The following is a 21,530-nucleotide window of genomic DNA, read 5'->3' on the forward strand; positions in this document are numbered from 1 at the left end:
GCCAGTGCAATATTCTGCTCCACCATCCACCGCACCCCTTTTTGAGGGGCCAAAGATGGCCGATTATCGTTAACCGTCAGTTAATCTGCCAAAGTAGTGCTAACGTAGCTGAAGTTCCCGAAGTACCATATTCACGATTGACTGCGGGGTGGGTAGCCAGAGGTCGAATCGTGTCCCGTACCGTCTTTTCCCTCGCCGGGACCTGCCTTTGGCGTCACCACCGGGCAGCCGCTCAGCGCCTACAATATGTGCCTCGATGAGCGTGAATGGACTTCAGCGCGGCGGCACATTTGGCCGCCTCGGTCGGCCATCGGCGACAAGGCGAGGTCATTCCTTTTCGGGCGAAAGGGCCTTGCGCACAAGTTTTTGCCGTTGTTGGTATCTTTATCGTTTGTTGAACGCGGAGGGCGTCAGCGACGCAGGGAAATCCTGGTAGGAAACGGGCCGCAGGAACCGATAGATCGCCATCGTGCCGACCGAGGTGGACCTACCGTCGGACGTCGCCGGATAGGGGCCCCCATGGACCATGGCCGGCGAGACCTCCACACCCGTTCCGAAACCGTTCACGAGCAGGCGTCCCGCTAGCAGTTCAAGGGCCGGAATGAGCGGTTTTGCGATCTCAAAGTCATCTTGGTCAATGTGAAGGGCAACCGTCAATTGACCTTCCAGCGCGGTCAGAACGCGCTGAAGTTCGTCATGATTCGCGCAACGGACCACAAGGCTAGCCGCACCGAAGATTTCCTCCTGAAGCTGGGCATCTTGAATCAATGCCGATCCTGTGGTCGCGAAAAGCACCGCTTGGCCCTCGAGCATGGTTCCAGGTTTTCCTCGACCTACTACCTGAACGCTCGACTTGGACTCCAGCGTTGCAGTTCCACGTCGGAAAGCATCACAGATCCCGGCGGTCAGCATCGTTTGGGCTGCCGCTTCCGCGATGTGGGTCGCTGCCTTGTTCAGAAACTCATCGAGACCCATTCCCTCGACTAGAAGAACCAGGCCTGGATTTGTGCAGAATTGGCCAGCGCCAAGCGTTAGTGAGCTGATGAACCCCTTCGCAATCTCATTTCCTCGGTTCGCAAGAGCAGCTGGGAAAATAATCACCGGGTTTATGCTGCTCATCTCCGCGTAAACAGGGATCGGCTGCGTTCGACGCGATGCAATATCGAGCAAAGCCAGACCTCCGCGGCGGGAACCCGTGAATCCGACTGCACGGACGCGACTGTCTGCGACCAACGCCTGGCCTACCTCGAACCCGGCGTCGAACAGCAAGCTGAATACGCCCGGGGCTAACATGGAATCGGCGACGGCTTTCTGAACGGCCCTTCCGACCAGCTCGGAAGTGCCCGGGTGGGCCGAATGAGCCTTGACGATCACCGGGCATCCCGCAGCAAGGGCAGAAGCCGTGTCACCACCCGCGACGGAAAAAGCCAGCGGGAAATTCGAGGACCCAAACACGGCTACAGGACCCAACGGGATGTTGCGAAGCTTGAGATCAGGCTTCGCGTTGGGCTTCCGCTCGGGGTCAGCAGGATCGACCCGAAGCTCCTGAAAACGACCGTCCCGCGCCTCCTTTGCAAAAAGCTTCAATTGCCCGACGGTGCGCGCACGTTCGCCTTCAATCCGGCCTTCAGGAAGCCCCGTCTCCGCGCCAGCCCTTTCCACCAGTTCGTCTCCGAGATCGAGGATGTTCTCGGCGATGCGTTCAAGAAATAGAGCGCGTTCCTCCAGCGTTGTTTCGCGATAGGTCCCAAATGCTTCCCAAGATAACGCCAACGCCTTCTCCACCTGATCTGGTGTCGCTCCATGAAAGGCCCCGCCCAGCCGGTTGCCAATCGTCTGCTCGGTGGCAAAGAACGCCGTTCCTTTGCCCGAGAAGCTCTCGCCGCCGATTAGAAGTTCGCCCTTGATAGCCGTTTGTCATTCTCCGATTTCGATTATGCCGACATCGTCTGCGCGACCGTCGCTTCAGTTAATTGTCTACTATCAGCGTTGATATGAACGTGATTGGCGGATCCGCTCCGCTCGTACGCAAGACGATCGGTTTTTGGAGACGATATTTGCAAGATCTCCGCGCTCAACGCTCGCATAGTCCGTGCGTACTCAGATCGGCCCGACGGAACGCATATTGTGGTTCGGGACCGCGGCAAACGCAAGGAACCTCACATGGACCAACAGCTACACTTACGCCGTATGGCAAGCCTCAGGACGCCGACAGGCTTGTCCGAGAATGCCGTTAAGGACATCTCTGCCGCTGCTACGACGCTGCTCGCCGATGTGTTTGCGCTCTATCTAAAGACCAAAAACTTTCACTGGCATATGAGCGGCGCGAGTTTCCGCGACCACCATCTCATGCTTGACGAGCACGGCGAGCAGTTGCTGGCGATGACTGACCCGCTTGCAGAAAGGGTTCGAAAGCTCGGTGGACCCGCCCTCAGGTCTATCGGTGATATCGCAACGCGCCAGCGTATTGCCGACAACAACGCCGATTTTGTTCATCCTCATGAAATGCTGGCGGAACTCCGTGAAGACAATGCCGGCCTTGTTGCAAGCTTGCGCAACCTCCATGGCGTCTGCGATGAGCACGCTGACATAGCAACGACAAGCCTTCTGGAGAACTGGATTGATGAAGGCGAGCAACGAGTCTGGTTTCTCTTTGAGATCCTGCGTGACACCAACCGCTGAGTGGACGCCAACTTTCCGTGCAGCTACAGCCTCGCCAACATCGCAAGCCCGGTTGGCGCGGGTTTGGGCTTTCAAGCCGGCTGTCCCACTAATGCACATCAAAACGCCAGCGGGCCGAGTCTCGGTGGCAACATTAGGAGATTCCAATGACCAGCGTAATTCCAACCGCGTATAAGGATCCGGAAAACCCTGCGCTTCCCAAGGTTGAGTTCGATATCGATCTGTCGACCACGGCTCTTGTGATCACTGATCCTCAGATCGACTTTCTCAGCCCCAAGGGGGCAGCTTGGGGTGCATTTGGTGAGAGTATCACCGAGCACAATACCGTGGAGAATATCGGCCGCCTCTTCGAAAACTCGAAGCGAGCCGGCATCAGTGTCGTCATCTCACCGCATTATTACTACCCGGTCGATCATCGCTGGGACTTCGCCGCGACAGGTGAGTCCCTCATGCACAAACTGCGTATGTTCGACCGTCGCGATCCGCTCTCACTTGAAGGTTTCGACGGATCAGGCGCTGATTGGATGCCTGAATATAAGCAATACATCGAGGACGGAAAGACCATCGTCTGCTCGCCCCACAAGATTGCCGGGCCACAAACGAATGACGTGATCTTCCAACTGCGAAAGAAGCGCATCGACAAGGTTATCCTTGCGGGTATGGCGGCCAATTTCTGCGTCGAGTCACACCTTCGCGACTTCGTGGAACACGGGTTCGAAGTTGCCGTGGTACGCGATGCTACTGCGGGCAGCAAACTACCCGAGGGAGACGCCTACATGGCGGCCCTCGTAAACTTCCGGTGGTTCGCGAACGCGCTATGGACGACCGACGAGGCTTCAAACCACCTTGAATTAGCTGCACGCAAAGCTTAAGGGGCTTCCCCGCCCTTCGGGGCGGGATTGCCTGTCTGACATCAGGCAGCGAGGGCGAACGCTTTTAGATGAGATTGCGCTGCGAGCGCAGCACCGGCTGCCTGCTCGGAGCGGGCCGTTCGGGTCCGGAGAATACCGGTGGTGGCGGGAGTATGGGCTCGCCGCGGGATCGTCGCTGAGCCATTGCTTGGCAGCGATCGCCAAGGTCATCGCCGTATGTCGGGGTTCAACAAGGCGGCGGATCACGGAAAGCCCCTCGGTATATACGCGAGGGGCTTTGTCACCTGTAAAGATTGGCTAGCTGCTGAGCGTCGCCAACCGCGGACGTGCAGGAGACCTTATCATCCCGAGGGAGAGCCCCATTACGAGCCAAGTCACGAGGTTTGCCGCAAGGGTCCCGATCACGAACTCATGATGCAGAGTTGCGGGCACCAATGTCTCCATTTCTGGGGCAGCTGGAGCGCCAATTAGGAATGGCATTGCCACAAGAACCGCCGCAGCAATGAGGGCCAGAGGACTACGATAGTTGACGGCGGACACGATCGCACCGGCAGTGCAAGCCGTGCAAGTAATCCACCAAACCTGACGTTGAAGGAGGTCCGGGGCGGGCATCCCGGGAAGCTCCGGCGGAAGGCCTAGTGCGGGAACGAGGCTGAAGATAAGGTATCCGGCAGCGCCCCAGGCAAGACCGGATTTCCAAGAGGCCAAGCTCCCTTTTAGTTCGGCGAGCACAGTCATCATAAGCGCGAAGCCGACATGCGCCAGCATCATGCCGACGACCGTCAACGTGTTTCTCGCGAATGCGGACATCTCAGGGTGCTCGTGCCCCCCCTGTTCGCCAGCATAGGCGTGTTCAGCTGCATGCTCGGATATCTCTGCTTGGAGGATCATCGGCACAGTAATCGAGATATTGAGCGCCGAGGCGAAAATGCCGCCGATGGATCCCGCGATTATCGCCGCGAAGAAGAGCTTTTGAAGATAAGCCATTGCATCAACCTCAATGGCACGGAAAACTTAGGGTGTGACGGACATCATGGGCGGCATTGTGGACTGCTGGGATTCCGGCGAAGCCCACACCGCCAACTAGCAGTACGCCCAGAAAGCCGAGCATGAGTAGTGCGAGCGCTTTTGCTGGCGCTCGTACGTGGGCAATTTTTTGTTCAGTAATTGTCGTCATAACGGTTCCTCTGTCTCTTAGGATACTTCGTTGCTGGTGGCCGCAATTGCAGCGGATTTGAGTGCCTCGGACATCTTCTGAATTGGCCCGTCGATCGAGAGGCCATGTCGCCGGGCGATGTAGGCAGGCTCGTTGTACGACAGCCACTGTTTACCTTGATGGGTCCACGCAAGTGCCTTGAGCGGCAGATCGATACCTGAATGCGGCGCGTCGATGAGCAGAAGAGTGCCGACTTTCGGATTGCCGAAGATGAGTAGTACTGCGTCTTCCATAACCAACCCGTCATCCCTTGCGTCCGCTGCGAAGTCGATGAGAGCAAATACTTTCATTCCGGCCCTTTCCACCGCGGAACGAAACCGCTCGATCACAATGCTCGGCGGTAGCCGGGTCTCCAGGACCGTCATACCCTCAGGTCTGATCATTGGGCTGACCTCGAAATTGGACGGCGTTGGCGAGGTATGTCCCGCGTATTCTCGAACGCGACTTTGGTGATACCAAGCGCCACAAGCAAACCGACAACCTGAGCCACGGCAAACGTAGCCGCGGACGCCACGCTCAACGCGACCGGGCCAGCGGCGAACGCTGCGGCAAGAGTGACCGCGGGATTGGCAAAAGACGTTGAAGGAGTGGCTAAAATGGCTGCAACAAGCCAGGCGCCAACGGCGAACGGACCCGTATCTGGCTTGCCACTGCGTTCGCAACCGATGACGATCGTAAGCAGGCCCGTTGAAGCTACAATCTCGCTGATGACTAGGCCAATTGAGGGCGTGTGGCCCATGATCGGACTGGAGGATGCTCCGAACATCGTTGTGGCAATGATCGCGCCAAGGGCCCCGCCCAACATCTGGGCGATTACATACGCGATCGTGCATGTAGTCGGACGTTCACCTCGGAGCCACTGCCCGACAGTGATCAAGGGGTTATAGTGGCCCCCGGAAACTCTTCCGAGAGCGATGATCAATCCCACTAACGAACCGGCGATGGAGATCGCGATAACAAGCGATGTGGCGATCGGTTCCCCCGCGAGCTTATGCTCGACGGTGAGGCCGGAGCCCACCATCGCAACCGCCAGCAAGCAAGTCCCTACTGCCTCGACAAACGAACGCCTAAGTACCGGTATCGTCCCATCTGCCTCGAAGAAGCAAGCCGCTTCGCGCGTCACTGTGAGGTCAGCCATTAGCTTGGCCTTGTGACTTCGAGCGCGCCTCGACTTCAGCCATTTTGGTGGCGATATCGCTCGGGGTCAGAATACCTTTCTGGAACAGGATGTTCGCGAAGGCGATGATCCAGCGCTCATAATAGGAGAGCTTCCCGATCATTTCCGAGCCGAGCGCTTCGACGCCGCGGCGCTTCTCCTCCGTATTGATGATCTTGTGAAAATCAAGGACGTCCGCGAGTGCGTGGCAGCGCTTTTCCCACGGCAGAAGTTCGTGTTCGACACGTTCAATTTTTCCGCCAATGTCCCCGCCGATATCATTGGGGAGTTTCTTTACGAGGCCTTCGCTGGACATCATGCAACCCTCTTTTGATATTCGACAGGGATGACGCCGATCATCGCGTCGCGCGTCACCAGTGCAGCAAGTTCCTCTTCAGATAGTCCTTCAGTTCCCGCCGGCCGCATCGGCAGCACGAGGTAACGAACCATGGCCGTGGAATCGCTGACGACGATCTCGACATCATCGGGAATGTGCGTCCCGAACTCCTCGAGAACAGCACGAGGTTCGTAAACGGCTCGGGCCCGATACGGCTTGAGCTTGTACCAGTCCGGCGGCAAGCCCAGTACGGGTCGCGGGTAGCACGAGCACAGCGTGCAGACGATGAGGTTGTGGACTTCAGGCGTGTTTTCCAGAACGATCAACTGCGTGTCGTCGTAGAACGTGACGCCCAGTTCCTCGCAACCCTTTCGCCCGTCATCGAGTAGACGTTTGCGGAATTCGTCGTCGACCCAGGCTCGCGCAACGACCTTGGCACCGAGTGCCGGCGTGCGGGAATCCAAGACTTCGATCTGTCGCCGGATTTCGTCTGCGCCGAACAATTTGCGTTCGACGAGAAGCTCGCGAACCGCTGTTTCCATCATGTCGTAATAACTGGGAGGCTCCGTGATGGAGATGTCTTCATGCGGATGCGCGTGGTCGTGATGATGATCGTGCTCATCGTGATCGTGATTGTCGTCGTGCAAGGTCAAATCCTTTCGAGCCAGGTTTCAAAGACTTCGATCCTCAGGCCGTCTGTTGCTTGGCCCTCGTACTCAGCCCAGATTTCGGTCATCGGGATCGCAATACGGTAGTAATGACCTTTCGACCCGGCATTCCGGCCATAGCCTTCCTCCTCGTTGTCGACACCCATCGTCGGGATGACTCGTTCAACGATGCCAGCCTTGCCGCGGAGGTACGTGGGAAGTCGGTAGTGGCCGACTGGAAAGCGCACTGCCGTCCGTACCTGGTCGCCTACCTGGAAGTCGGGGACTTCTCCGAGGGCGGGTACGACGGATTGCGCTATCGACTGTGAAGTCATTTCAACGCTCCTTCATTTGGATAGCCCAAACTGAGGTCGTTGCTCCGAACAATATTGTAAAATTCAGCAGCCGCGGTGCTGGCTTAGTTTAAAGGCGTGAATCCCAGCCCCGACGCCAGCCGTATCGCAAAAGAATATTCCGCCCGCGTCTGTTTTGGGTCGCAGAGGGATGGTGGCCACGCCACCCGGCGGGAAGTATCACTGTTCGCGCGCTAAAGCGGAAGTGCCGCTCCGGTAGTCGTCGTCAGTAGTGCCAGGTCCGCCCCACTAACAGCACAACGCCGAACGACGTCAATCACATAACGACCGATGTGGAGAACTTTATCAAGACGCTCCCTCTGTGCGCGGCCAGCAGAGTTTTCTTTGGAAGGACCAGGTGGGCGCAACCCGCATGCAAGAGACGAGTGGTGGGCCAGCGGCTTACGAGACTCCGCTGACCCGCTGCTTCATTCAGCGTTGGCAGCATCTTCTATGATTTTAGCCACCTTATCAGGGTGCGAAACCATCACGACGTGCGATGCGCCCTTGACGACGACAGTCTCCTTGGAGTGGGCGCGCTCGGCCATCCAGCCGATCGCCTTTGGCGGGATGTTCTTGTCCGCGTCGCCATAGATGAACCAGGACGGGATTTCCTTCCATGCGACGTCCTTCGCCTTGTCTTCCAAGGCAGCTTGCGTGACCGGACGCTGGGTGGCAGCCATCAGCTTGGCTTCCGAACGCGGAACATCGGCTGCAAACTGTTCCGGAAATTTCGCCTGATCGATGTAAAGGTCTTTGCCATTATTCTCGAGAGCGACCGGCGCGGCGAGCGTCGGTGGCAGTGTGCTGCCTGGGAACTTCCCTGTCAGATCGAGAGCGGACTCTCCGGCGTCCGGCGCAAAAGCTGAAACGTAGACGAGAGACTTCACGGATTTCGAGCCGGCAGCTGCTTGGGTGATAACGGCCCCGCCATAAGAATGGCCGACAAGGACGACATTCCTGTTGAGGCTGTCTACGATGCGCCGGACATAGTCGGCATCCCCGGTAACACTACGAAGCGGATTGGCGACGGCAACAACGGGATAACCGTCCTTCTCCAATTTGGCGACAACGCCGTTCCAGCTGGAGCCGTCGGCGAATGCCCCGTGGACAAGAACAACCGTCGGCTTGTCTGCAGAATGTGCATATGCGGGAACGCCGAGCATCGTCATCGAGAGCAGGGCGAGCAGGGTCTGTTTGCGCATGGTAACTCCTTGTAATTTTGTCGGACGTCGAACGACGACGATAGGGAAATGGTCTCACTATTCAGGGTCTTCGGCTTGTATAATCGAGTAGTCGAAGCGGGCGGAGATATTCCTCAGGCGCTGTCGGCGGATCAAACATGTTCAAAACGATGCGGAAACGCGATTTTGAAATCGTCTTGGCGTATGGGTTTGCGTGTCCCCCGCCTGCGACCTTGTGCCCAAGCAGAAGAACCAGATCGGCATGAGCGGTTCATCGAAGTCGTTGACCAAACCGTTCCTCGCTGTGCAGCTCCACGCAAGACCGAACGTCGAACGCGCTGACGTGAATTCCAACACTATGGTCTTCTTGCTCGACGAGAAGGAGAACAAGGTCGAGCCCTACAGTGTTTTCCCCAAAAAGGGCGAGTACGGTTCACCCATCTGGAGGATAATGTTCGCGAGCAAGCACGGTCGCTTCAAGATCAAAGCCGACAAGACCGCCGATCTGTCACTTCGCATAGTGAGCGGGGAGTCGGGCGAGCTCGAGATAAAATCCTTCGATGCCCACATCATTGCCCAATTGCGCTACGAGTATGCCCTGAACCTAGTGAACAAGCTGGGCGTCGAATTCACCCGCATAGGCTTGGACTTCGTCGCACCAGCCGCTTCCGAGAACGAGAATGAAGGGACCGAAGCCTGAAAGGGCGAGCCAGCGACGTACAACGCCCACCGATCTTCCGGCGTCCGACGTCAGCCCGGAGCGTCGCCGCAACATGCAGGCGATCCGCAGCGGCGACACGAAGCCTGAGATAGCCGTTCGAAAGCTGCTCCATCGGCTGGGTTATCGGTTCCGACTGCGACGGTTGGATCTTCCCGGCAAGCCAGACATCGTCTTGCCGCGCCACCGGTTGGCCGTCTTCGTACACGGTTGTTTTTGGCATAGCCATGACTGTAAACGGGCGACGATGCCGAAGACAAGAACCGAGTTCTGGGAGGCCAAGCTTACGGCGAACGTGGCACGCGATACGCGGGTGATCGAAGCGCTGCGTGAGCTTGGATGGCGAACCGTCGTGATCTGGGAATGCGAAATTGGTGATCACCAGCTCATCTCTCATCGCATCACTGCCGCCCTTGCGTCTGGAAAAAGCTAAGTTCAACCAAGAACGGTCGTTCCGTTCACGGCCATTTCGGACGACGAGATTGCCAATGCATAATGGGCGCTTCTTGCCTAATCGCAAATTGTCAACGCTGGGCGGGCTCGAGGCTAAGAATTTACAAGTCTCCATGCCCTCAGGCCCCCGCAACCAATTCCTACATACTTCCCTATTTGTCCAAGTCTGACAAAGACTTACTGGCCAAAATCGGCATCCAAACCAAAGCCCCGCAGTCGATCGACGACGTGGGGCTTTTCGCGTTTGTGGAGCAGTAATACCAAGAATCATTGAATATGACTCTTGGTATTCCTTTTGCAAATATCTCAAGCGTCTGATGCATTTGAGATATTTGCAATCTCTTCAAGGCGAGGATGCGTCAGCATCTCGGGCCTTGGTATATATGCAGGCCGCGGGCGTGAAGGTCCTTGAAGTTACCACACCAGATCGTCACGACCGTCGTAGCACGACCTATTTGTAGACGCGAATAATGACCCGTTGCCCTACCCGGAACGGAGCGTCGCGGCTCACCATCACGATGGAGGTTGCTGTGCGAATGTCATTGCGTTCGCCGGGCATGCCGGTTGACTGCATCAGAACGGGAGAAATCCGGCTGATGCGACCCTCATATGCCTGCCCCGTTCTGTCTTCTGCAAGCACCTCAACAGGCACACCGGGTTTGACGTTGTCGAGAAACTGCTCGGGGATTTCCGCCCTGACGATCTTCTGGCCTTCCGGCAGGATGGTGAACATCTCGGTCGCGCCGCTGGCGGCGGCAAATTCCCCGACTTTAATCCCCTGCCTGATGATGAAACCGTCGACCGGAGCGCGGATTGTTCGTATTTCGACTTCGCGGGCGGCGATATCGCGCCGCATCTTTGCGGCAGCGAGAACCGAGGCGGCCACCTTCAGTTCGCCGGTGAGATTGTCCCTGGCTGCTATGGCTTCATCGAGAGCTTGGTCCGAGACGGCATTTCCCGCTGCGGCGCGCTTGACCCGATCTGCCTGGCGAGAAAGGTTTTTCATCTTCATCTGAAGAAGATTATGTTGCTCTTCGGCCTGCAGAGCTTCCTCCGATGCGATCTTCGCCGATAACGTTTCCTGACTGGAATCGAGTACCGCCATGACGTCCCCCGCTTTGACCTGGTCACCCTCGTTGACCAGCAGGGACGCAACGATGCCATCGCGGGGGGAGGCGACCCGCAGAAGACCGCCCGGGATATCTACGACCCCCCTAGCGGCAGCCAGGATGGGTGGACCGACCAGATCCGGCCGGTCGGTATCTTCCTCGGCGTTTGGGGAAAGTGCGGTGAAATACAAGAGCGCCACGCCGATCATCCCAGCCGAAACCGTTGTCACTGCCGGACGTTTGATACGAGGGAGAAATTTCATGTCTTCAGGATCCTGTGGAACTTTTACCGGAGATGGGCCTGATGTCTCGGAGCAGGCGTCCGTCCTCCATCTGGAGGACACGATCAGCCTGCTTGACGAGACGCATGTCGTGCGAAACACACAGCACCGCCGAACCGGAGTCTTTTGCGATGGACTGGAGAATCTCGACAATGTTTCGACCGTTTTCGCTGTCGAGGGCGCTGGTCGGTTCGTCTGCGAAGAGAATGGCGGGTTTTTTGACGATAGCGCGGGCAATCGCAACACGCTGTTTTTCACCGCCGGACATTTCCGATGGCCGTAGATGACTTCTCTTTGACAAGCCGACGCTTGCCAATGCGCTTGCGGCCCGTTCCCGGGCCTCTGCAGCGGGAACAGACATGTAATCAAGCGGCATCTGCACCTGCTCGACCGCGGTGAGGCCCGGGAAAAGATTAAACCCCTGAAAAACAAATCCGCAATTCTTCAGGCGAAATTCGTCCCGCGCTTCATCGCTTAAGGCAGACAGCATGACATCACCTGTGCTCACCGACCCGTCGTCTGGCTTCGTCATGCCGCTGAGGATGGCAAGCAGCGTGCTCTTGCCACAGCCCGAAGGGCCAATCAGTAGCGTGAATTCTCCAGCGAAAATGTCGACCGACTGTTGATTTGCACTGAAAGCTGACCCGGGATTGCGGGAAAGGGGGTGCGGACGAAAACTTGGACCACCAAGGAGGTAGTTCATGTATTCCTACGCAGATAGACTTCGAGCGGTTGAGCTCTATATCCGGCTTGGGAAGCGGCTTAACGCGACCATTCGCCAGCTGGGGTATCCGACGAAGAATGCGTTGAGGGGCTGGTACCGCGAGTACTTGCAGCATCTCGACCTGCGTGTTCAGGCGGTAGCCCGCGCGCCAAAATTTTCAGAGGCTCAGAGGCAGGCGGCACTTGAGCACTTTCGCACCCATGATCGTTGCATTTCTGCGACGATGAGAGCGCTTGGCTATCCCGGTCGAGGAACTCTCACCAAATGGGTTCGCGAGGCCTTTCCGGAGACACGGACATCGATGGCGGGTCGATCGTGGCATCCTGGCTATTGCGAGGATGTCCGGCAAGCAGGCGTCATCGGGCTATGCAGTGGAGATGAAACCGCTCAACAGGTAGCTGACCGACTAGGCGTCTCAAGGCCAACATTGTACAGCTGGAAGGACCAGCTTCTCGATCGTGAGGCCCCGTCATCCATGAAACGCCGCAAAGCCCATCCCAAGGTGCCTGAACGTGAAGAGCTCGAGCGACAACTTGAAGCCCTTCAGCGTGATGTCCGCCAGTTACAACTCGAACATGATCTCCTGAAGAAGGCCAATGAACTCATAAAAAAAGACCTGGGCGTCGATCTGCAGATCCTGAGTAATCGGGAGAAGACACAACTGATTGACGCCCTTAAGGACACCTATTGCTTGCCGGAACTGCTCACCCAGATGCGAATAGCCCGAAGCTCCTACTTCTACCACCGCGCCCGCTTGTGTCTGGCAGACAAGTATGCCGCCGTCCGCCACAGCCTTGCGGAAATCTTTGAGGCGAACCGCCGTTGCTACGGTTATCGCCGACTGCAGGCGTCGTTGGCCAGGCAGAGCGTGACTATCTCGGAAAAGGTTGTCCAGCGATTGATGAAGCAGGAGCGGTTGGTCGTTCCCAGACCACGTCGACGGCGGTTCGGATCCTATCTGGGAGAGATCAGTCCAGCGCCCGAGAACATAATCAATCGCGACTTCCATGCAAAAGCGCCGAACCTGAAGTGGCTCACAGACATCACCGAGTTCCAGATCCCCGCTGGCAAAGTGTACCTTTCGCCTATCATCGACTGCTTCGACGGCATGGTGATCAGCTGGTCCATCGGAACCCAACCAGATGCGGGTCTCGTCAATACCATGCTGGATGCAGCCATCGGGACCGTAACCGACGGAGATGAACGGCCAATCATCCACTCCGATCGCGGAGCCCATTACCGCTGGCCTGGCTGGCTCAACAGGATCAGCAATGCGCAGCTGGTTCGCTCTATGTCCCGAAAGGGATGCTCGCAAGACAACGCCGCGTGCGAAGGCTTCTTCGGCCGCCTGAAAACAGAGCTCTTCTATCCACGAGACTGGAAGGCCATCACGATCGAGCAGTTCGTCGCCGAGGTGGATGCCTACATCCGGTGGTACAATGAGAGGCGCATCAAAATATCGCTGGGATCGCTCAGCCCGCTCGAGTATCGTAAAAGTCTCGGCCTGATCTTATGAACAGTCCAACTTTTTATCCGCACCCCCCCCGGGTCAGCTCTCAGTGCAAATCAACAACCAGTCGAAGGTCGCTGTCAGCCAGTCGCGCAGGGCGGAGAAGAGCGGTCCCACATACTGCTGGAGAGCGAGCGTCAGTAGGACGAAGCCAACGATGGTCAGACCCGAGATCAGGAAAACAGGGTTATGCACGTCGAGGCCGAACGGCCCGATCCGGGGTGTGATGTTGTCTTGTCCAACCATGTAAGTTGTATCGATCAGTTCGGTTGGACCTTCGGGAACGGGAATGCCGCTGTCGCTCATAGTGTTCTCCAATGATAACGAGTTTTCCGTCTGGGTGACACGCGCTGCGGACTGCAGCAAATCAGGACGGAGAAAATCCCCGTAGGTTCTTTGAAAGTTTGGAACATCTTGCCCGCATAATGCAGTATTGCTGACAGGACGACGCGGCATGGATCATGCATCGACCAGATTTGGTCTATATGCGACCTCCATATCTTTCATGTTCCACCCCGAACCGTAATTGCGGAACTCGAAACATGGTCATTTTGAACTGTCCGGGCAATTCCTCCAGATTGGGCTAGGGGCCGAACGGTTGCTTGAAAAGCGTGACTGCCTGGTCGTGTGCTCCGTCAACTATTTGGAGCCGGCTGAGCGGAAACTGATCTTCGATGGAAGAAAATCCGGATCGGCGGCTTTAGTATCAGCTGCATGTCGATTCCACGCATCTGGTTTACTCATGATCGACTGCGTTCGGAGTTCGGCAATTCTAACTGCTCGGCAAGGTACATCGGACCACCGCGGTGACGGGGGAAACCGAAGCCGGTCAGCATAACGATATCAATATCCGACGCGCTCTCGGCTATTCCTTCGTCAAGCAAAGCCTGGCCCTGGGTCTGCATGACGTCGAGGATGCGTTGCATGATCTCTTCGTTCGAGAAGCGGTGTCGTGTTACTCCGGCTTTCAATCTTTCCTCTTCTATGATGTGGGCAACCTCGGGATCGATCTTCTTCGGACCCGTAGTGTAGTCATACCACCCCCTTTTAGTCTTGTGCCCCAGGCGACCGGCTTCGCAAAGCCGGTCTGCAATGCGGCTGTAGGGGACGCTCTCGGATGAAGCCTTGTTTTTGCGTTGCGCCCAAGCAATATCCAGACCGCTGAGATCCTGCACTTCGAAAATCCCCATGGGGAAACCGAAGTCACGCATTGCAGCATCGATCTGTTCGGGCAGAGCGCCGAGTAAGAGCATGAGTTCACATTCGCGCCGGTATGCAGCCATGATCCGGTTGCCGATGAAACCATGACAGACACCGGAAACGACGGCTGTCTTTCTGAGTTTTTTTGCGAGCGCTGCCCCGGTAGCGAGCGCACGATTCCCGGTATGGCGTCCCCTTACGATCTCTAGAAGCCTCATCACATGAGCTGGCGCAAAAAAATGAAGTCCGAGAACCCGGGTGGGATCAGCCGTCGTTTCAGCCAGCATATTGATGTCAAGATAAGAGGTGTTGGTGGCGAGTACCGCATTTTTGGGCATGACGGCGTCAAGTCTGGAAAAGACGTTGCGCTTGGCTTCCATGTCTTCAAACACCGCTTCGATCACGAGACCGCAAAAACGAAGAGCTGCTGCGTCTGTCTCGGCCACAAAGCGATTGATCGCGTCATTCGCGGCGTCTTGTGAAACCACGCCGCGGGCGATGCTTCCATCCAGCATCTCCTTCACACGCGTTCGGGCGGCTTCAGCAGCACCGGAATCACGCTCCAGAAGGCGAACCTCAGACCCGGAAAGAAGAAGTGCGATCGCAATGCCGGCACCCATTGTGCCTCCACCAACGACGCCGACGCATTGAAGTTCCGCCGGTGCACTTTCGATTGTGGCGAGGCTACGTCCTGTGCTCCGCTCGGCAAAAAAGGCATAGCGCAGTGCCGCGGCCTGCTCGGAAGACGCAAGGCGAAGGAATCGTCGTCTTTCTTCCTTGAGAGCTTCGCGCGCCGGCAGGTTCAGGTTGTCCCTCAGGGCATGCAGCGCTTCCACAGGCGCTTCTGCGCCGCGTGCCTTGGCCTTGATTGTCTTCCTCAATTCATCCCAATCGACGCCATCTACATTGCGACAGGGCCGGTCAAGCAAGCTCAACGGCTTGGGCTTGCCGGAGAGCGCCGAAGCGAAGGCAAGTGCGGATGAAAGCAGATCCCTCTCGCAAAGGCGATCGACAAGACCGGACGACAATGCCTTCAGCGCCGTTACGGGTTTGCCGCCCGTCACCATGTCAATGGCGTCGCTCATCGGAATAAGACGCGGTAGCCGGACTGTTCCGCCTGCGCCCGGCACCATCCCGAGCGTCACCTCGGGCAAGCCGAATTTTGCACTGACGTCAGCGATGCGGGCTGCGCAGGCAAGCGCCAGTTCCAGTCCGCCGCCGAGCGCCGTGCCATGGATAGCGGCAACCCAAGGAATGCGGGCAGTTTCGATAGCATCCAGAACCTCGGGCAGCACGGGCGAGAGCGGCGGCTTGCCGAGTTCGCTGATGTCCGCTCCCGCCACGAATGTTCGGCCTGCACAGCAAAGGACAGCAGCCTTTATGTCCTGATCGCGATCGATCTCCCGAACCATTGCAAGAAGTTCTGACCGGACACCCTGACCGAGCGCATTCACAGGCGGTGAATCAATCGTGACGATTGCAATCCCTTCGTGCAATTCGCAACCTACCAGAGTTGCCATACTCTCCTCCCGTTTGATGGTCTGCATCATCAACCGGCGCCCTGCGCAAATGCAGGCGCATAATACCGGTCATCCGGGTTTCTATAGCGACGAACGCTCAATTGGTAACATAACCAATAGTTTGAAATTGCCCTGCCGATAGTTGGGTTCAACACGCAAGGGTTTCTGGTAGCGTCTTCTTTGGAGTGAGGAAGACTGATAATTTCGATGACGCTACATATCGATGCGGATCCCGAAAACGGACGCCCGGCGCTTTTGCTGGTCCACGGCATGCTGTCCAGTCGGAATCACTGGCGGCCCAATCTGTGCCTCTCGCGGGAGTTCCGCATCATCAGGATTGATTTGCCGGCACATGGTCTTTCGCCTGCGCCAAATAGTGAGGTCGACGCCACACCTGAAGCTCTGGTGATGGCGATCGAGGCCGTCCGGGAGCGTCTCCAGATCTCCAGGTGGCATATTTGCGGCCAGAGTTTCGGCGCTGCCCTGACGCTTCGCTATGCGTTGACCTTTCCCGACCGGGTAGTTGCCCAGGTCTTTACCAACGCCAATGGTGCGTTGCGGGAGGCGTGGGATGTCTCTCAGCAGCGCCAGAACCTTAAGCAGATAGAAGAGATATTGAGAGAAAGGCACGTTGCCCTGCGTCGAATGGCCTATCATCCCTGCCACGCGAAGCGCTTCCCGCCCGATCTCAGAGAGCTTTTGAGCCAGGACGCGGATAGCAGCGATATCCGTGGCATAGTCATGCTTCTGGCGCAGGCAACGCCGCATCTGTCCGTTCGCGGACGGCTGGGCGAGTTACGTGTGCCGACACTGCTGATAAATGGCGCCTGGGAAAAGCGGTTTCAGAACGCGCGCAATTGGCTGCGTGACTCTCATCCGCATATTGCGATCAAGGATTTGCCGGGCGGCCACTCAATCAACATCGAATGCCCCGACGGGTTCAACACAGCTGTGTCGCTGTTTCTTGCGGAACACCGCTGATGTGCATCATCGCCCTGCACGCATCTCGTCAAAAAAACACGCCGCTCACCGGGTGGGCGCGAAGCGCGTTCGGGCGGTGACGATGTTTCGGTATGTTGGATGGCTTCTGCTCGTTTATGCGTTCGGTTCGCTGGGCGGGCTTGTCGCCGTCAGCGTCGGTTTGCCTTTGCCATGGATGATAGGCCCCTTGCTGTTCACGGCAATGCTCTACCTGACCGGTATTGCCGATATCGTCATTCCCGTAAACACGCGCCCCGCCGGACAGATCGTTGTGGCATCGCAGGTGGGCGTCTATTTTTCACCCGCTGCCTTTGCAATGTTGCTGACGCTTTCTCCGCTTCTCGTGGGAATGGCGTTGGCAACGGCGCTGTGCGCATTTTCCGTTGCGCTGTTGCTGGCGCGCATTGCGCGACTGAATCTGACGGCTGCCTTTCTGTCATCCTTACCCACAAGTCCGGTCGAGGCTGCGATTATGGCGGAGCGTTTCCAGTGCAATCCAGGCCCCATCATCCTGGCTCAGACCGTTCGGATCGCAGCCGTCGTCGTCCTTCTTCCCGTCGTCATATATGCGATTGACGGCTGGCCGCTCTCTGCCGGTATGCGCACTTCCGCTGTCTTCGATATGGCGGGTACTGCAATTCTGCCGGCAGTCGGCGTGGCAGGCGGCTTGCTGTTCCGCCTCCTGCGCGTCGCAAATCCCTTCTTCCTCGGGCCGCTTGCAGCATCGTCGGCCGTTGCGGCCATGGGGTTCGGACCTTTCGTCTATCCTCCCATCATCCTCTCGGCTGCACAGGTCATTCTGGGGGTCTGGTTGGGGTCGACCTTCCGCAGGGCCCTGTTTCAGGCCGCCGGGCGACTTGTCATTACGTCTGTCCTTGCGACACTTGCTTTGCTGGCCATGACCTCAGGCGTTGCTGTCGTCATTGCTGTGGGGCTGGGGCTCGATTGGGAACTTATGGTTCTTGGTGCGGCGCCGGGCGGGGTAACCGAAATGGCGCTCACGGCGAAATACCTCGGTCAGGACGTCGCACTCATCACCGCATTCCATCTGACCCGAATCTTCATTTTTATACCCAATATTCCGTGGATCGTAGGGCTGATCCATCGTTATGAGAAACGCCGTTCAACGGGTGTCGGTGAGGAATAATCGGCTCTGAAGGCGCGCGCGGTTCGGGCTGGAATTGCTGCCCAAAGAAATGGGGCTTGTTGGCCAAATCAATTCTCAGTTCAATTCGCCAACCTCATCTCCGATAACGATGCCAGGTCCGTTTCGAATTGTTCCAGGCCATGGAGTTTCGAGACGGCCGCTTTGTACACCCCTTGAGGAGGGGGTGGGGCGCGAGAGTTTTTCGTGCTGCCCAGAGGAGGAAAATTATGAACAAGGAACCTGTATCGGCAGGCAAAGAGCGCTTTGCTGGCTCCGTAAGCATTTCCCTGCCCGCGCTCGAGGTGGTTTTCGGCTCGGTGCTTCTCGCAATATTGATCTGGTATGGCTTGCAGGCACGAAGCTTGCCCAAGCCGTTCAACGCGACTGACATCGGTGCAGGAGGGTTCCCTCTGCTGATTGCGGCCGGTACTTTGATCGCGACCATCCTGATGATCGCATTCGGCGTGGCGGGCCTGCTTCGTAAGAGCGAGCGAGAGACATCGCAGTGGCGTCGCCCCCTTTATGTGTTCCTTACCAGCGTGATCTTCATTGCCCAGGCTGCCTGGTTCGAGGCGATGGGCGTCTACCTCTGCGTCGGTATCTTTTCGATGGCAGTAATGCTTGCCGCCGGCGAACGTCGTCCCCTGCACGTCATCGGCGTTCCCCTGGCCTTGGTCGCATTCATATACGTGGTGTTCGACACCGCCTTGAATGTCGTTTTTCCCTGAGGAACCGAAATGTTTGAAAATCTCCTGTTGGGCTTCTCCGCGTTTGGTAATCCGATGGTATGGGTAAGCTTGGTCTTTGGCTCGCTTGCCGGTTATCTGATCGGCGCTATTCCTGGACTTGGGCCGAGCCTTGGCGTTGCCTTGCTTATTCCCTTTACCTACGGCTTGGACCCGGTCATTTCGATCGTCGGATTGGTCGCGCTCTATGCCGCAGCCGAATATGGTGGTGCGATCACCGCTATCTTGATCAATTCGCCGGGAACGTCGGCCGCAGTCGCCACCGCATGGGACGGCTATCCGTTGACGCAGCAGGGGAGGGCGGGCGAAGCGCTGATGGTGTCGATTATCGCGTCCGGTATCGGCATATTCGTCAGCGCTCTCTTCCTGCTTTTCACAGCGGTTCCGCTGTCGGAACTTGCACTTCGTTTTGGCCCCGGCGAATATTTCGCGCTGGCCATTGTCGGCCTTAGCCTGGTCGTTGGTCTGGCCGAGGGCTTGGTCGTCAAAGGCGCCATTGCGATGGGCATCGGACTGGCGCTCGCAACTGTGGGCCTCGATACCCAGACCGGCACACCGCGCTTTGCCGTATCCACGGAGCTTTTTGAGGGTCTTCCTCTGGTGCCGGTGCTGCTTGGCCTTTATGCGCTATCGGAAGTGCTGTTCATGGTGGAGGAGGGTGCTGCCAAAAAGGTAAAAAGCCCTCCGGTTGGCGGCTTCATGTCGTGGAACTGGAAAGGGCTTTGGCCACTCAATGGCGTCATCATGAGAAGTTCTGTTCTCGGCTACGTCATTGGCATTATTCCCGGCGCGGGCGCTTCGATCGCTTCCTTCATTGCCTATGCAACGGCCAAGAGAACCTCCCGGCAGCCGGACCTTTTTGGCAAGGGGTCTGTAGAAGGCGTTGCCGCATCCGAGGCCGCCAACAACGCAGCCGTTTCGGGTGCTATGGCGCCGCTCCTTGCCCTCGGCATTCCCGGATCGCCGACAACGGCTGTGATGATCGGAGCCCTGATGATTCAGGGAATCCAGCCAGGTCCCTTGCTTTTCAGTCGCAACCCTGAAATCCCCTATACAATCTTTGCCTCTCTTTGGATCGGCGTGCCCATTATGATGCTGATCGGCCTTGCTGGCGCGCGCGGCTGGGCTCAGGTGGCCAATATTCCCCGGCCGGCTATCGCTGCTATCGTTTCGGCCATCTGCCTTGTCGGCGCCTATTCATCAGAAGGCACGATGTTTCCTGTCTACGTAATGACGGCCTTCGGCATCCTCGGCTATCTGTTGCGGAAGATACAGATACCGTTGGCGCCGATCATCCTTGCACTGGTGCTCGGTGAAATGATGGAGACGAACTTCCGCCGCGCTTTGATTACATCCCATGGAAGCCTCGACATCTTCTACTCGTCTCCCCTGACCCTGGTTCTGCTGTTGATCGCAGCTCTCGCCTTCGTTCTACCCGCTATCGGCTTTATCCGGCGTCGGCGGCGTATCGCGCGGGATGAGGGTGAGACCGCAGCAAGCTGAGGTCGACGTAAAGGGCCGGCCCATGTCGGCTCTCCACCCGCCAAGACCAATTTTCTCGTTCATCTGGACTGACCAAAGCTTAGTTCAGTTCTTTGATAAAATCAGCACACTGATGAGGCGCCGGAGAGGAGCCGGTTTTTCATCTTGACCCCTGGGAGGAACGTGATGTCATTCAATCTGTCCAACTTCGTGCGTGCCGGCAGCCTCGCGGCCTGCATGGCAGCCACTGCCGCCTTCGCGGTGAGCCCAGCCTTTGCGGAGACGTCCTGGAAGCCGACTGGCCCCGTCAACGTCGTCATGCATACCAAGCCCGGCGGAACGGCGGACATCTTCATCCGCACTCTTGCCCAATCGCTCGAACCGTTGATCGGACAGACGATCGTTGTGGTAAACGCACCGGGTGCGGGTGGTGCGACGCAGATGGCACGTGTGGCCAGTGCGAAGCCTGACGGCTTAACCCTCGGTATCAATACCATGACGCATTTCACCAGCATGCTGACAAATCTGAAGGGAACGTTCTCGGCCGATGACTTCGCCTGGATCGCCTCGACGCAGGAAGACCCGATCATCTATTTCACGCGCGCAGATTCCGACATCAAGTCAATCGGCGATCTGGTCGCCAAAGCAAAAGAGCGTTCCGGGACGATCAATATAGGCGGGTTCGGTCCGGTCGGATCCATGCAGCATCTGGGCACGTCAATGCTTGAACATGCGGCCGGCGTAAAGTTCAACTGGGTGGGTTTTGATTCTACGCCAGACATCATGACGGCACTGCTCGGTGGGCACATCGACGTCGGCGTCTCCAACCTCGGTCCCACTGCGCCTTTCTTCGAGTCCAAGCGGATCAATGGTCTCGGTGTTCTCGGAGAGAAGCGACTTGAGGGGGCTCCTGATGTCCCGACTTTTGGCGAACAGGGCTTCAAGGTCGATACCAGCTGGGTGCAGGTACGGGGAATTTTCGGTCCGAAGGACATGCCTCCCGAATTGCAGCAGCAGATCGCCGATGCTTTCCACGAAGCGATGAAGGCGAAGGTTTATCAGGATTATGCTCATAGCACCGGCGTAGTCGATTCCTGGATGGGGCCGCAGCAGTATACGGCGTTCGTACGTTCGGTCAGCGATACCGCGACGAAGCAACTTCAGACCGCGGGCCTCCTGCAATAACGCGAATGTCCGCATGCGACGGGCTGC

The 21,530-nt window shown here is 57.4% G+C and carries 23 protein-coding genes; 10 read left to right on the top strand and 13 right to left on the bottom strand.

Going from position 1 to position 21,530, the window contains the following annotated elements:
- Positions 1–384 precede the first annotated feature (384 nt).
- Positions 385–1,908 carry an aldehyde dehydrogenase (NADP(+)) gene (locus PL597_RS14395; RefSeq protein ID WP_416372233.1) on the bottom strand — a complete coding sequence of 508 codons (1,524 nt, stop codon included), beginning with the start codon at positions 1,906–1,908 and terminating at the stop codon, positions 385–387.
- A 255-nt stretch (positions 1,909–2,163) separates the two neighbouring features.
- On the opposite strand from PL597_RS14395, the gene PL597_RS14400 reads away from it, so the two are divergent.
- Both PL597_RS14400 and PL597_RS14405 read left to right on the top strand, forming a co-directional pair.
- Positions 2,164–2,682 (top strand): Dps family protein, encoded by a 519-nt coding sequence (locus PL597_RS14400; protein WP_191218736.1) that lies wholly within the window; start codon positions 2,164–2,166, stop codon positions 2,680–2,682.
- A gap of 146 nt (positions 2,683–2,828) precedes the next feature.
- A complete protein-coding gene (locus tag PL597_RS14405) occupies positions 2,829–3,554 on the top strand; it encodes a cysteine hydrolase (RefSeq protein ID WP_191218735.1) in 726 nt (241 codons plus the stop codon).
- Positions 3,555–3,851: 297 nt separating this feature from the next.
- Here PL597_RS14405 and PL597_RS14410 read toward each other — a convergent pair whose 3' ends face one another.
- From PL597_RS14410 to PL597_RS14445, 8 genes are all read right to left on the bottom strand, one after another.
- Positions 3,852–4,541, bottom strand: a complete 690-nt coding sequence (locus PL597_RS14410) for a CbtA family protein (RefSeq protein WP_191218734.1) — start codon at positions 4,539–4,541, stop codon at positions 3,852–3,854.
- Between the two features lie 10 nt (positions 4,542–4,551).
- Positions 4,552–4,731: a CbtB domain-containing protein gene (locus tag PL597_RS14415; protein WP_020808383.1), complete on the bottom strand. Its 180-nt coding sequence runs from the start codon at positions 4,729–4,731 to the stop codon at positions 4,552–4,554.
- Positions 4,732–4,748: 17 nt separating this feature from the next.
- A complete protein-coding gene (locus PL597_RS14420; RefSeq protein WP_271365536.1) occupies positions 4,749–5,060 on the bottom strand; it encodes a DUF302 domain-containing protein in 312 nt (103 codons plus the stop codon).
- 89 nt (positions 5,061–5,149) lie between these two features.
- Complete coding sequence (locus tag PL597_RS14425; RefSeq protein ID WP_191218732.1) at positions 5,150–5,908, bottom strand: aquaporin; 759 nt, start codon at positions 5,906–5,908, stop codon at positions 5,150–5,152.
- Positions 5,901–6,245 carry a nitrile hydratase gene (locus PL597_RS14430; RefSeq protein ID WP_376751450.1) on the bottom strand — a complete coding sequence of 115 codons (345 nt, stop codon included), beginning with the start codon at positions 6,243–6,245 and terminating at the stop codon, positions 5,901–5,903. Before PL597_RS14430 ends, PL597_RS14425 begins: the two co-directional genes overlap by 8 nt.
- Positions 6,242–6,916: a nitrile hydratase subunit alpha gene (locus PL597_RS14435; protein ID WP_191218730.1), complete on the bottom strand. Its 675-nt coding sequence runs from the start codon at positions 6,914–6,916 to the stop codon at positions 6,242–6,244. Before PL597_RS14435 ends, PL597_RS14430 begins: the two co-directional genes overlap by 4 nt.
- Positions 6,913–7,245, bottom strand: coding sequence for an SH3-like domain-containing protein (locus tag PL597_RS14440; RefSeq protein ID WP_191218729.1), 333 nt, complete (start codon positions 7,243–7,245; stop codon positions 6,913–6,915). The genes PL597_RS14435 and PL597_RS14440 overlap by 4 nt, the downstream gene beginning before the upstream one ends.
- A 446-nt stretch (positions 7,246–7,691) precedes the next feature.
- Positions 7,692–8,468, bottom strand: coding sequence for an alpha/beta fold hydrolase (locus tag PL597_RS14445; protein ID WP_191218728.1), 777 nt, complete (start codon positions 8,466–8,468; stop codon positions 7,692–7,694).
- 214 nt (positions 8,469–8,682) lie between these two features.
- Between PL597_RS14445 and PL597_RS14450 the strand changes: the two genes are divergently transcribed.
- Both PL597_RS14450 and PL597_RS14455 read left to right on the top strand, forming a co-directional pair.
- Positions 8,683–9,147 carry a hypothetical protein gene (locus PL597_RS14450; RefSeq protein WP_271365538.1) on the top strand — a complete coding sequence of 155 codons (465 nt, stop codon included), beginning with the start codon at positions 8,683–8,685 and terminating at the stop codon, positions 9,145–9,147.
- Positions 9,128–9,598 carry a very short patch repair endonuclease gene (locus tag PL597_RS14455; protein ID WP_210256925.1) on the top strand — a complete coding sequence of 157 codons (471 nt, stop codon included), beginning with the start codon at positions 9,128–9,130 and terminating at the stop codon, positions 9,596–9,598. The genes PL597_RS14450 and PL597_RS14455 overlap by 20 nt, the downstream gene beginning before the upstream one ends.
- 471 nt (positions 9,599–10,069) lie before the next feature.
- Here the strand turns inward: PL597_RS14455 and PL597_RS14460 are convergent, their stop codons facing one another.
- Both PL597_RS14460 and PL597_RS14465 read right to left on the bottom strand, forming a co-directional pair.
- On the bottom strand, positions 10,070–10,990 hold the full coding sequence (locus PL597_RS14460) for an efflux RND transporter periplasmic adaptor subunit (protein ID WP_137411795.1): 921 nt from the start codon (positions 10,988–10,990) through the stop codon (positions 10,070–10,072).
- A 4-nt stretch (positions 10,991–10,994) separates the two neighbouring features.
- Positions 10,995–11,711: an ABC transporter ATP-binding protein gene (locus PL597_RS14465; RefSeq protein ID WP_271365539.1), complete on the bottom strand. Its 717-nt coding sequence runs from the start codon at positions 11,709–11,711 to the stop codon at positions 10,995–10,997.
- Here PL597_RS14465 and PL597_RS14470 point away from each other — a divergent pair.
- Positions 11,710–13,248 carry an IS3 family transposase gene (locus tag PL597_RS14470; protein WP_271365541.1) on the top strand — a complete coding sequence of 513 codons (1,539 nt, stop codon included), beginning with the start codon at positions 11,710–11,712 and terminating at the stop codon, positions 13,246–13,248. The two genes, PL597_RS14465 and PL597_RS14470, sit on opposite strands and share 2 nt — an antisense overlap.
- 33 nt (positions 13,249–13,281) lie before the next feature.
- Here PL597_RS14470 and PL597_RS14475 read toward each other — a convergent pair whose 3' ends face one another.
- Complete coding sequence (locus tag PL597_RS14475) at positions 13,282–13,548, bottom strand: hypothetical protein (protein ID WP_271365542.1); 267 nt, start codon at positions 13,546–13,548, stop codon at positions 13,282–13,284.
- Positions 13,549–13,982: 434 nt separating this feature from the next.
- Positions 13,983–15,992, bottom strand: a complete 2,010-nt coding sequence (locus tag PL597_RS14480; protein WP_271365543.1) for a 3-hydroxyacyl-CoA dehydrogenase NAD-binding domain-containing protein — start codon at positions 15,990–15,992, stop codon at positions 13,983–13,985.
- Between the two features lie 225 nt (positions 15,993–16,217).
- Between PL597_RS14480 and PL597_RS14485 the strand changes: the two genes are divergently transcribed.
- From PL597_RS14485 to PL597_RS14505, 5 genes are all read left to right on the top strand, one after another.
- Positions 16,218–16,943, top strand: a complete 726-nt coding sequence (locus tag PL597_RS14485; RefSeq protein WP_191217404.1) for an alpha/beta fold hydrolase — start codon at positions 16,218–16,220, stop codon at positions 16,941–16,943.
- Between the two features lie 82 nt (positions 16,944–17,025).
- Positions 17,026–18,090, top strand: a complete 1,065-nt coding sequence (locus tag PL597_RS14490; protein WP_080796449.1) for an AbrB family transcriptional regulator — start codon at positions 17,026–17,028, stop codon at positions 18,088–18,090.
- 227 nt (positions 18,091–18,317) lie between these two features.
- A complete protein-coding gene (locus tag PL597_RS14495) occupies positions 18,318–18,818 on the top strand; it encodes a tripartite tricarboxylate transporter TctB family protein (protein WP_187772264.1) in 501 nt (166 codons plus the stop codon).
- Positions 18,819–18,827: 9 nt separating this feature from the next.
- A complete protein-coding gene (locus PL597_RS14500; protein WP_080794152.1) occupies positions 18,828–20,339 on the top strand; it encodes a tripartite tricarboxylate transporter permease in 1,512 nt (503 codons plus the stop codon).
- Positions 20,340–20,504: 165 nt separating this feature from the next.
- Entirely contained in the window at positions 20,505–21,503 is a 999-nt protein-coding gene (locus tag PL597_RS14505) for a Bug family tripartite tricarboxylate transporter substrate binding protein (protein ID WP_080794151.1), read from the top strand.
- Positions 21,504–21,530: the final 27 nt, after the last annotated feature.

The sequence above is a fragment of the Agrobacterium sp. ST15.13.013 genome (assembly GCF_027956525.1).
Lineage (GTDB): Bacteria > Pseudomonadota > Alphaproteobacteria > Rhizobiales > Rhizobiaceae > Agrobacterium > Agrobacterium salinitolerans.

What these genes read in the sequence shown, in the direction of transcription:
- PL597_RS14470 (WP_271365541.1), top strand. Translation starts at nt 11,710, where the DNA reads ATGTATTCCTACGCAGATAGACTTCGAGCGGTTGAGCTCTATATCCGG.
- PL597_RS14420 (WP_271365536.1), bottom strand. Translation starts at nt 5,060, where the DNA reads ATGAAAGTATTTGCTCTCATCGACTTCGCAGCGGACGCAAGGGATGAC.
- PL597_RS14400 (WP_191218736.1), top strand. Translation starts at nt 2,164, where the DNA reads ATGGACCAACAGCTACACTTACGCCGTATGGCAAGCCTCAGGACGCCG.
- PL597_RS14445 (WP_191218728.1), bottom strand. Translation starts at nt 8,468, where the DNA reads ATGCGCAAACAGACCCTGCTCGCCCTGCTCTCGATGACGATGCTCGGC.
- PL597_RS14500 (WP_080794152.1), top strand. Translation starts at nt 18,828, where the DNA reads ATGTTTGAAAATCTCCTGTTGGGCTTCTCCGCGTTTGGTAATCCGATG.
- PL597_RS14480 (WP_271365543.1), bottom strand. Translation starts at nt 15,992, where the DNA reads ATGATGCAGACCATCAAACGGGAGGAGAGTATGGCAACTCTGGTAGGT.
- PL597_RS14430 (WP_376751450.1), bottom strand. Translation starts at nt 6,245, where the DNA reads ATGATGTCCAGCGAAGGCCTCGTAAAGAAACTCCCCAATGATATCGGC.
- PL597_RS14410 (WP_191218734.1), bottom strand. Translation starts at nt 4,541, where the DNA reads ATGGCTTATCTTCAAAAGCTCTTCTTCGCGGCGATAATCGCGGGATCC.
- PL597_RS14425 (WP_191218732.1), bottom strand. Translation starts at nt 5,908, where the DNA reads ATGGCTGACCTCACAGTGACGCGCGAAGCGGCTTGCTTCTTCGAGGCA.
- PL597_RS14495 (WP_187772264.1), top strand. Translation starts at nt 18,318, where the DNA reads ATGAACAAGGAACCTGTATCGGCAGGCAAAGAGCGCTTTGCTGGCTCC.
- PL597_RS14465 (WP_271365539.1), bottom strand. Translation starts at nt 11,711, where the DNA reads ATGAACTACCTCCTTGGTGGTCCAAGTTTTCGTCCGCACCCCCTTTCC.
- PL597_RS14475 (WP_271365542.1), bottom strand. Translation starts at nt 13,548, where the DNA reads ATGAGCGACAGCGGCATTCCCGTTCCCGAAGGTCCAACCGAACTGATC.
- PL597_RS14460 (WP_137411795.1), bottom strand. Translation starts at nt 10,990, where the DNA reads ATGAAATTTCTCCCTCGTATCAAACGTCCGGCAGTGACAACGGTTTCG.
- PL597_RS14505 (WP_080794151.1), top strand. Translation starts at nt 20,505, where the DNA reads ATGTCATTCAATCTGTCCAACTTCGTGCGTGCCGGCAGCCTCGCGGCC.
- PL597_RS14440 (WP_191218729.1), bottom strand. Translation starts at nt 7,245, where the DNA reads ATGACTTCACAGTCGATAGCGCAATCCGTCGTACCCGCCCTCGGAGAA.
- PL597_RS14455 (WP_210256925.1), top strand. Translation starts at nt 9,128, where the DNA reads ATGAAGGGACCGAAGCCTGAAAGGGCGAGCCAGCGACGTACAACGCCC.
- PL597_RS14405 (WP_191218735.1), top strand. Translation starts at nt 2,829, where the DNA reads ATGACCAGCGTAATTCCAACCGCGTATAAGGATCCGGAAAACCCTGCG.
- PL597_RS14415 (WP_020808383.1), bottom strand. Translation starts at nt 4,731, where the DNA reads ATGACGACAATTACTGAACAAAAAATTGCCCACGTACGAGCGCCAGCA.
- PL597_RS14490 (WP_080796449.1), top strand. Translation starts at nt 17,026, where the DNA reads ATGTTTCGGTATGTTGGATGGCTTCTGCTCGTTTATGCGTTCGGTTCG.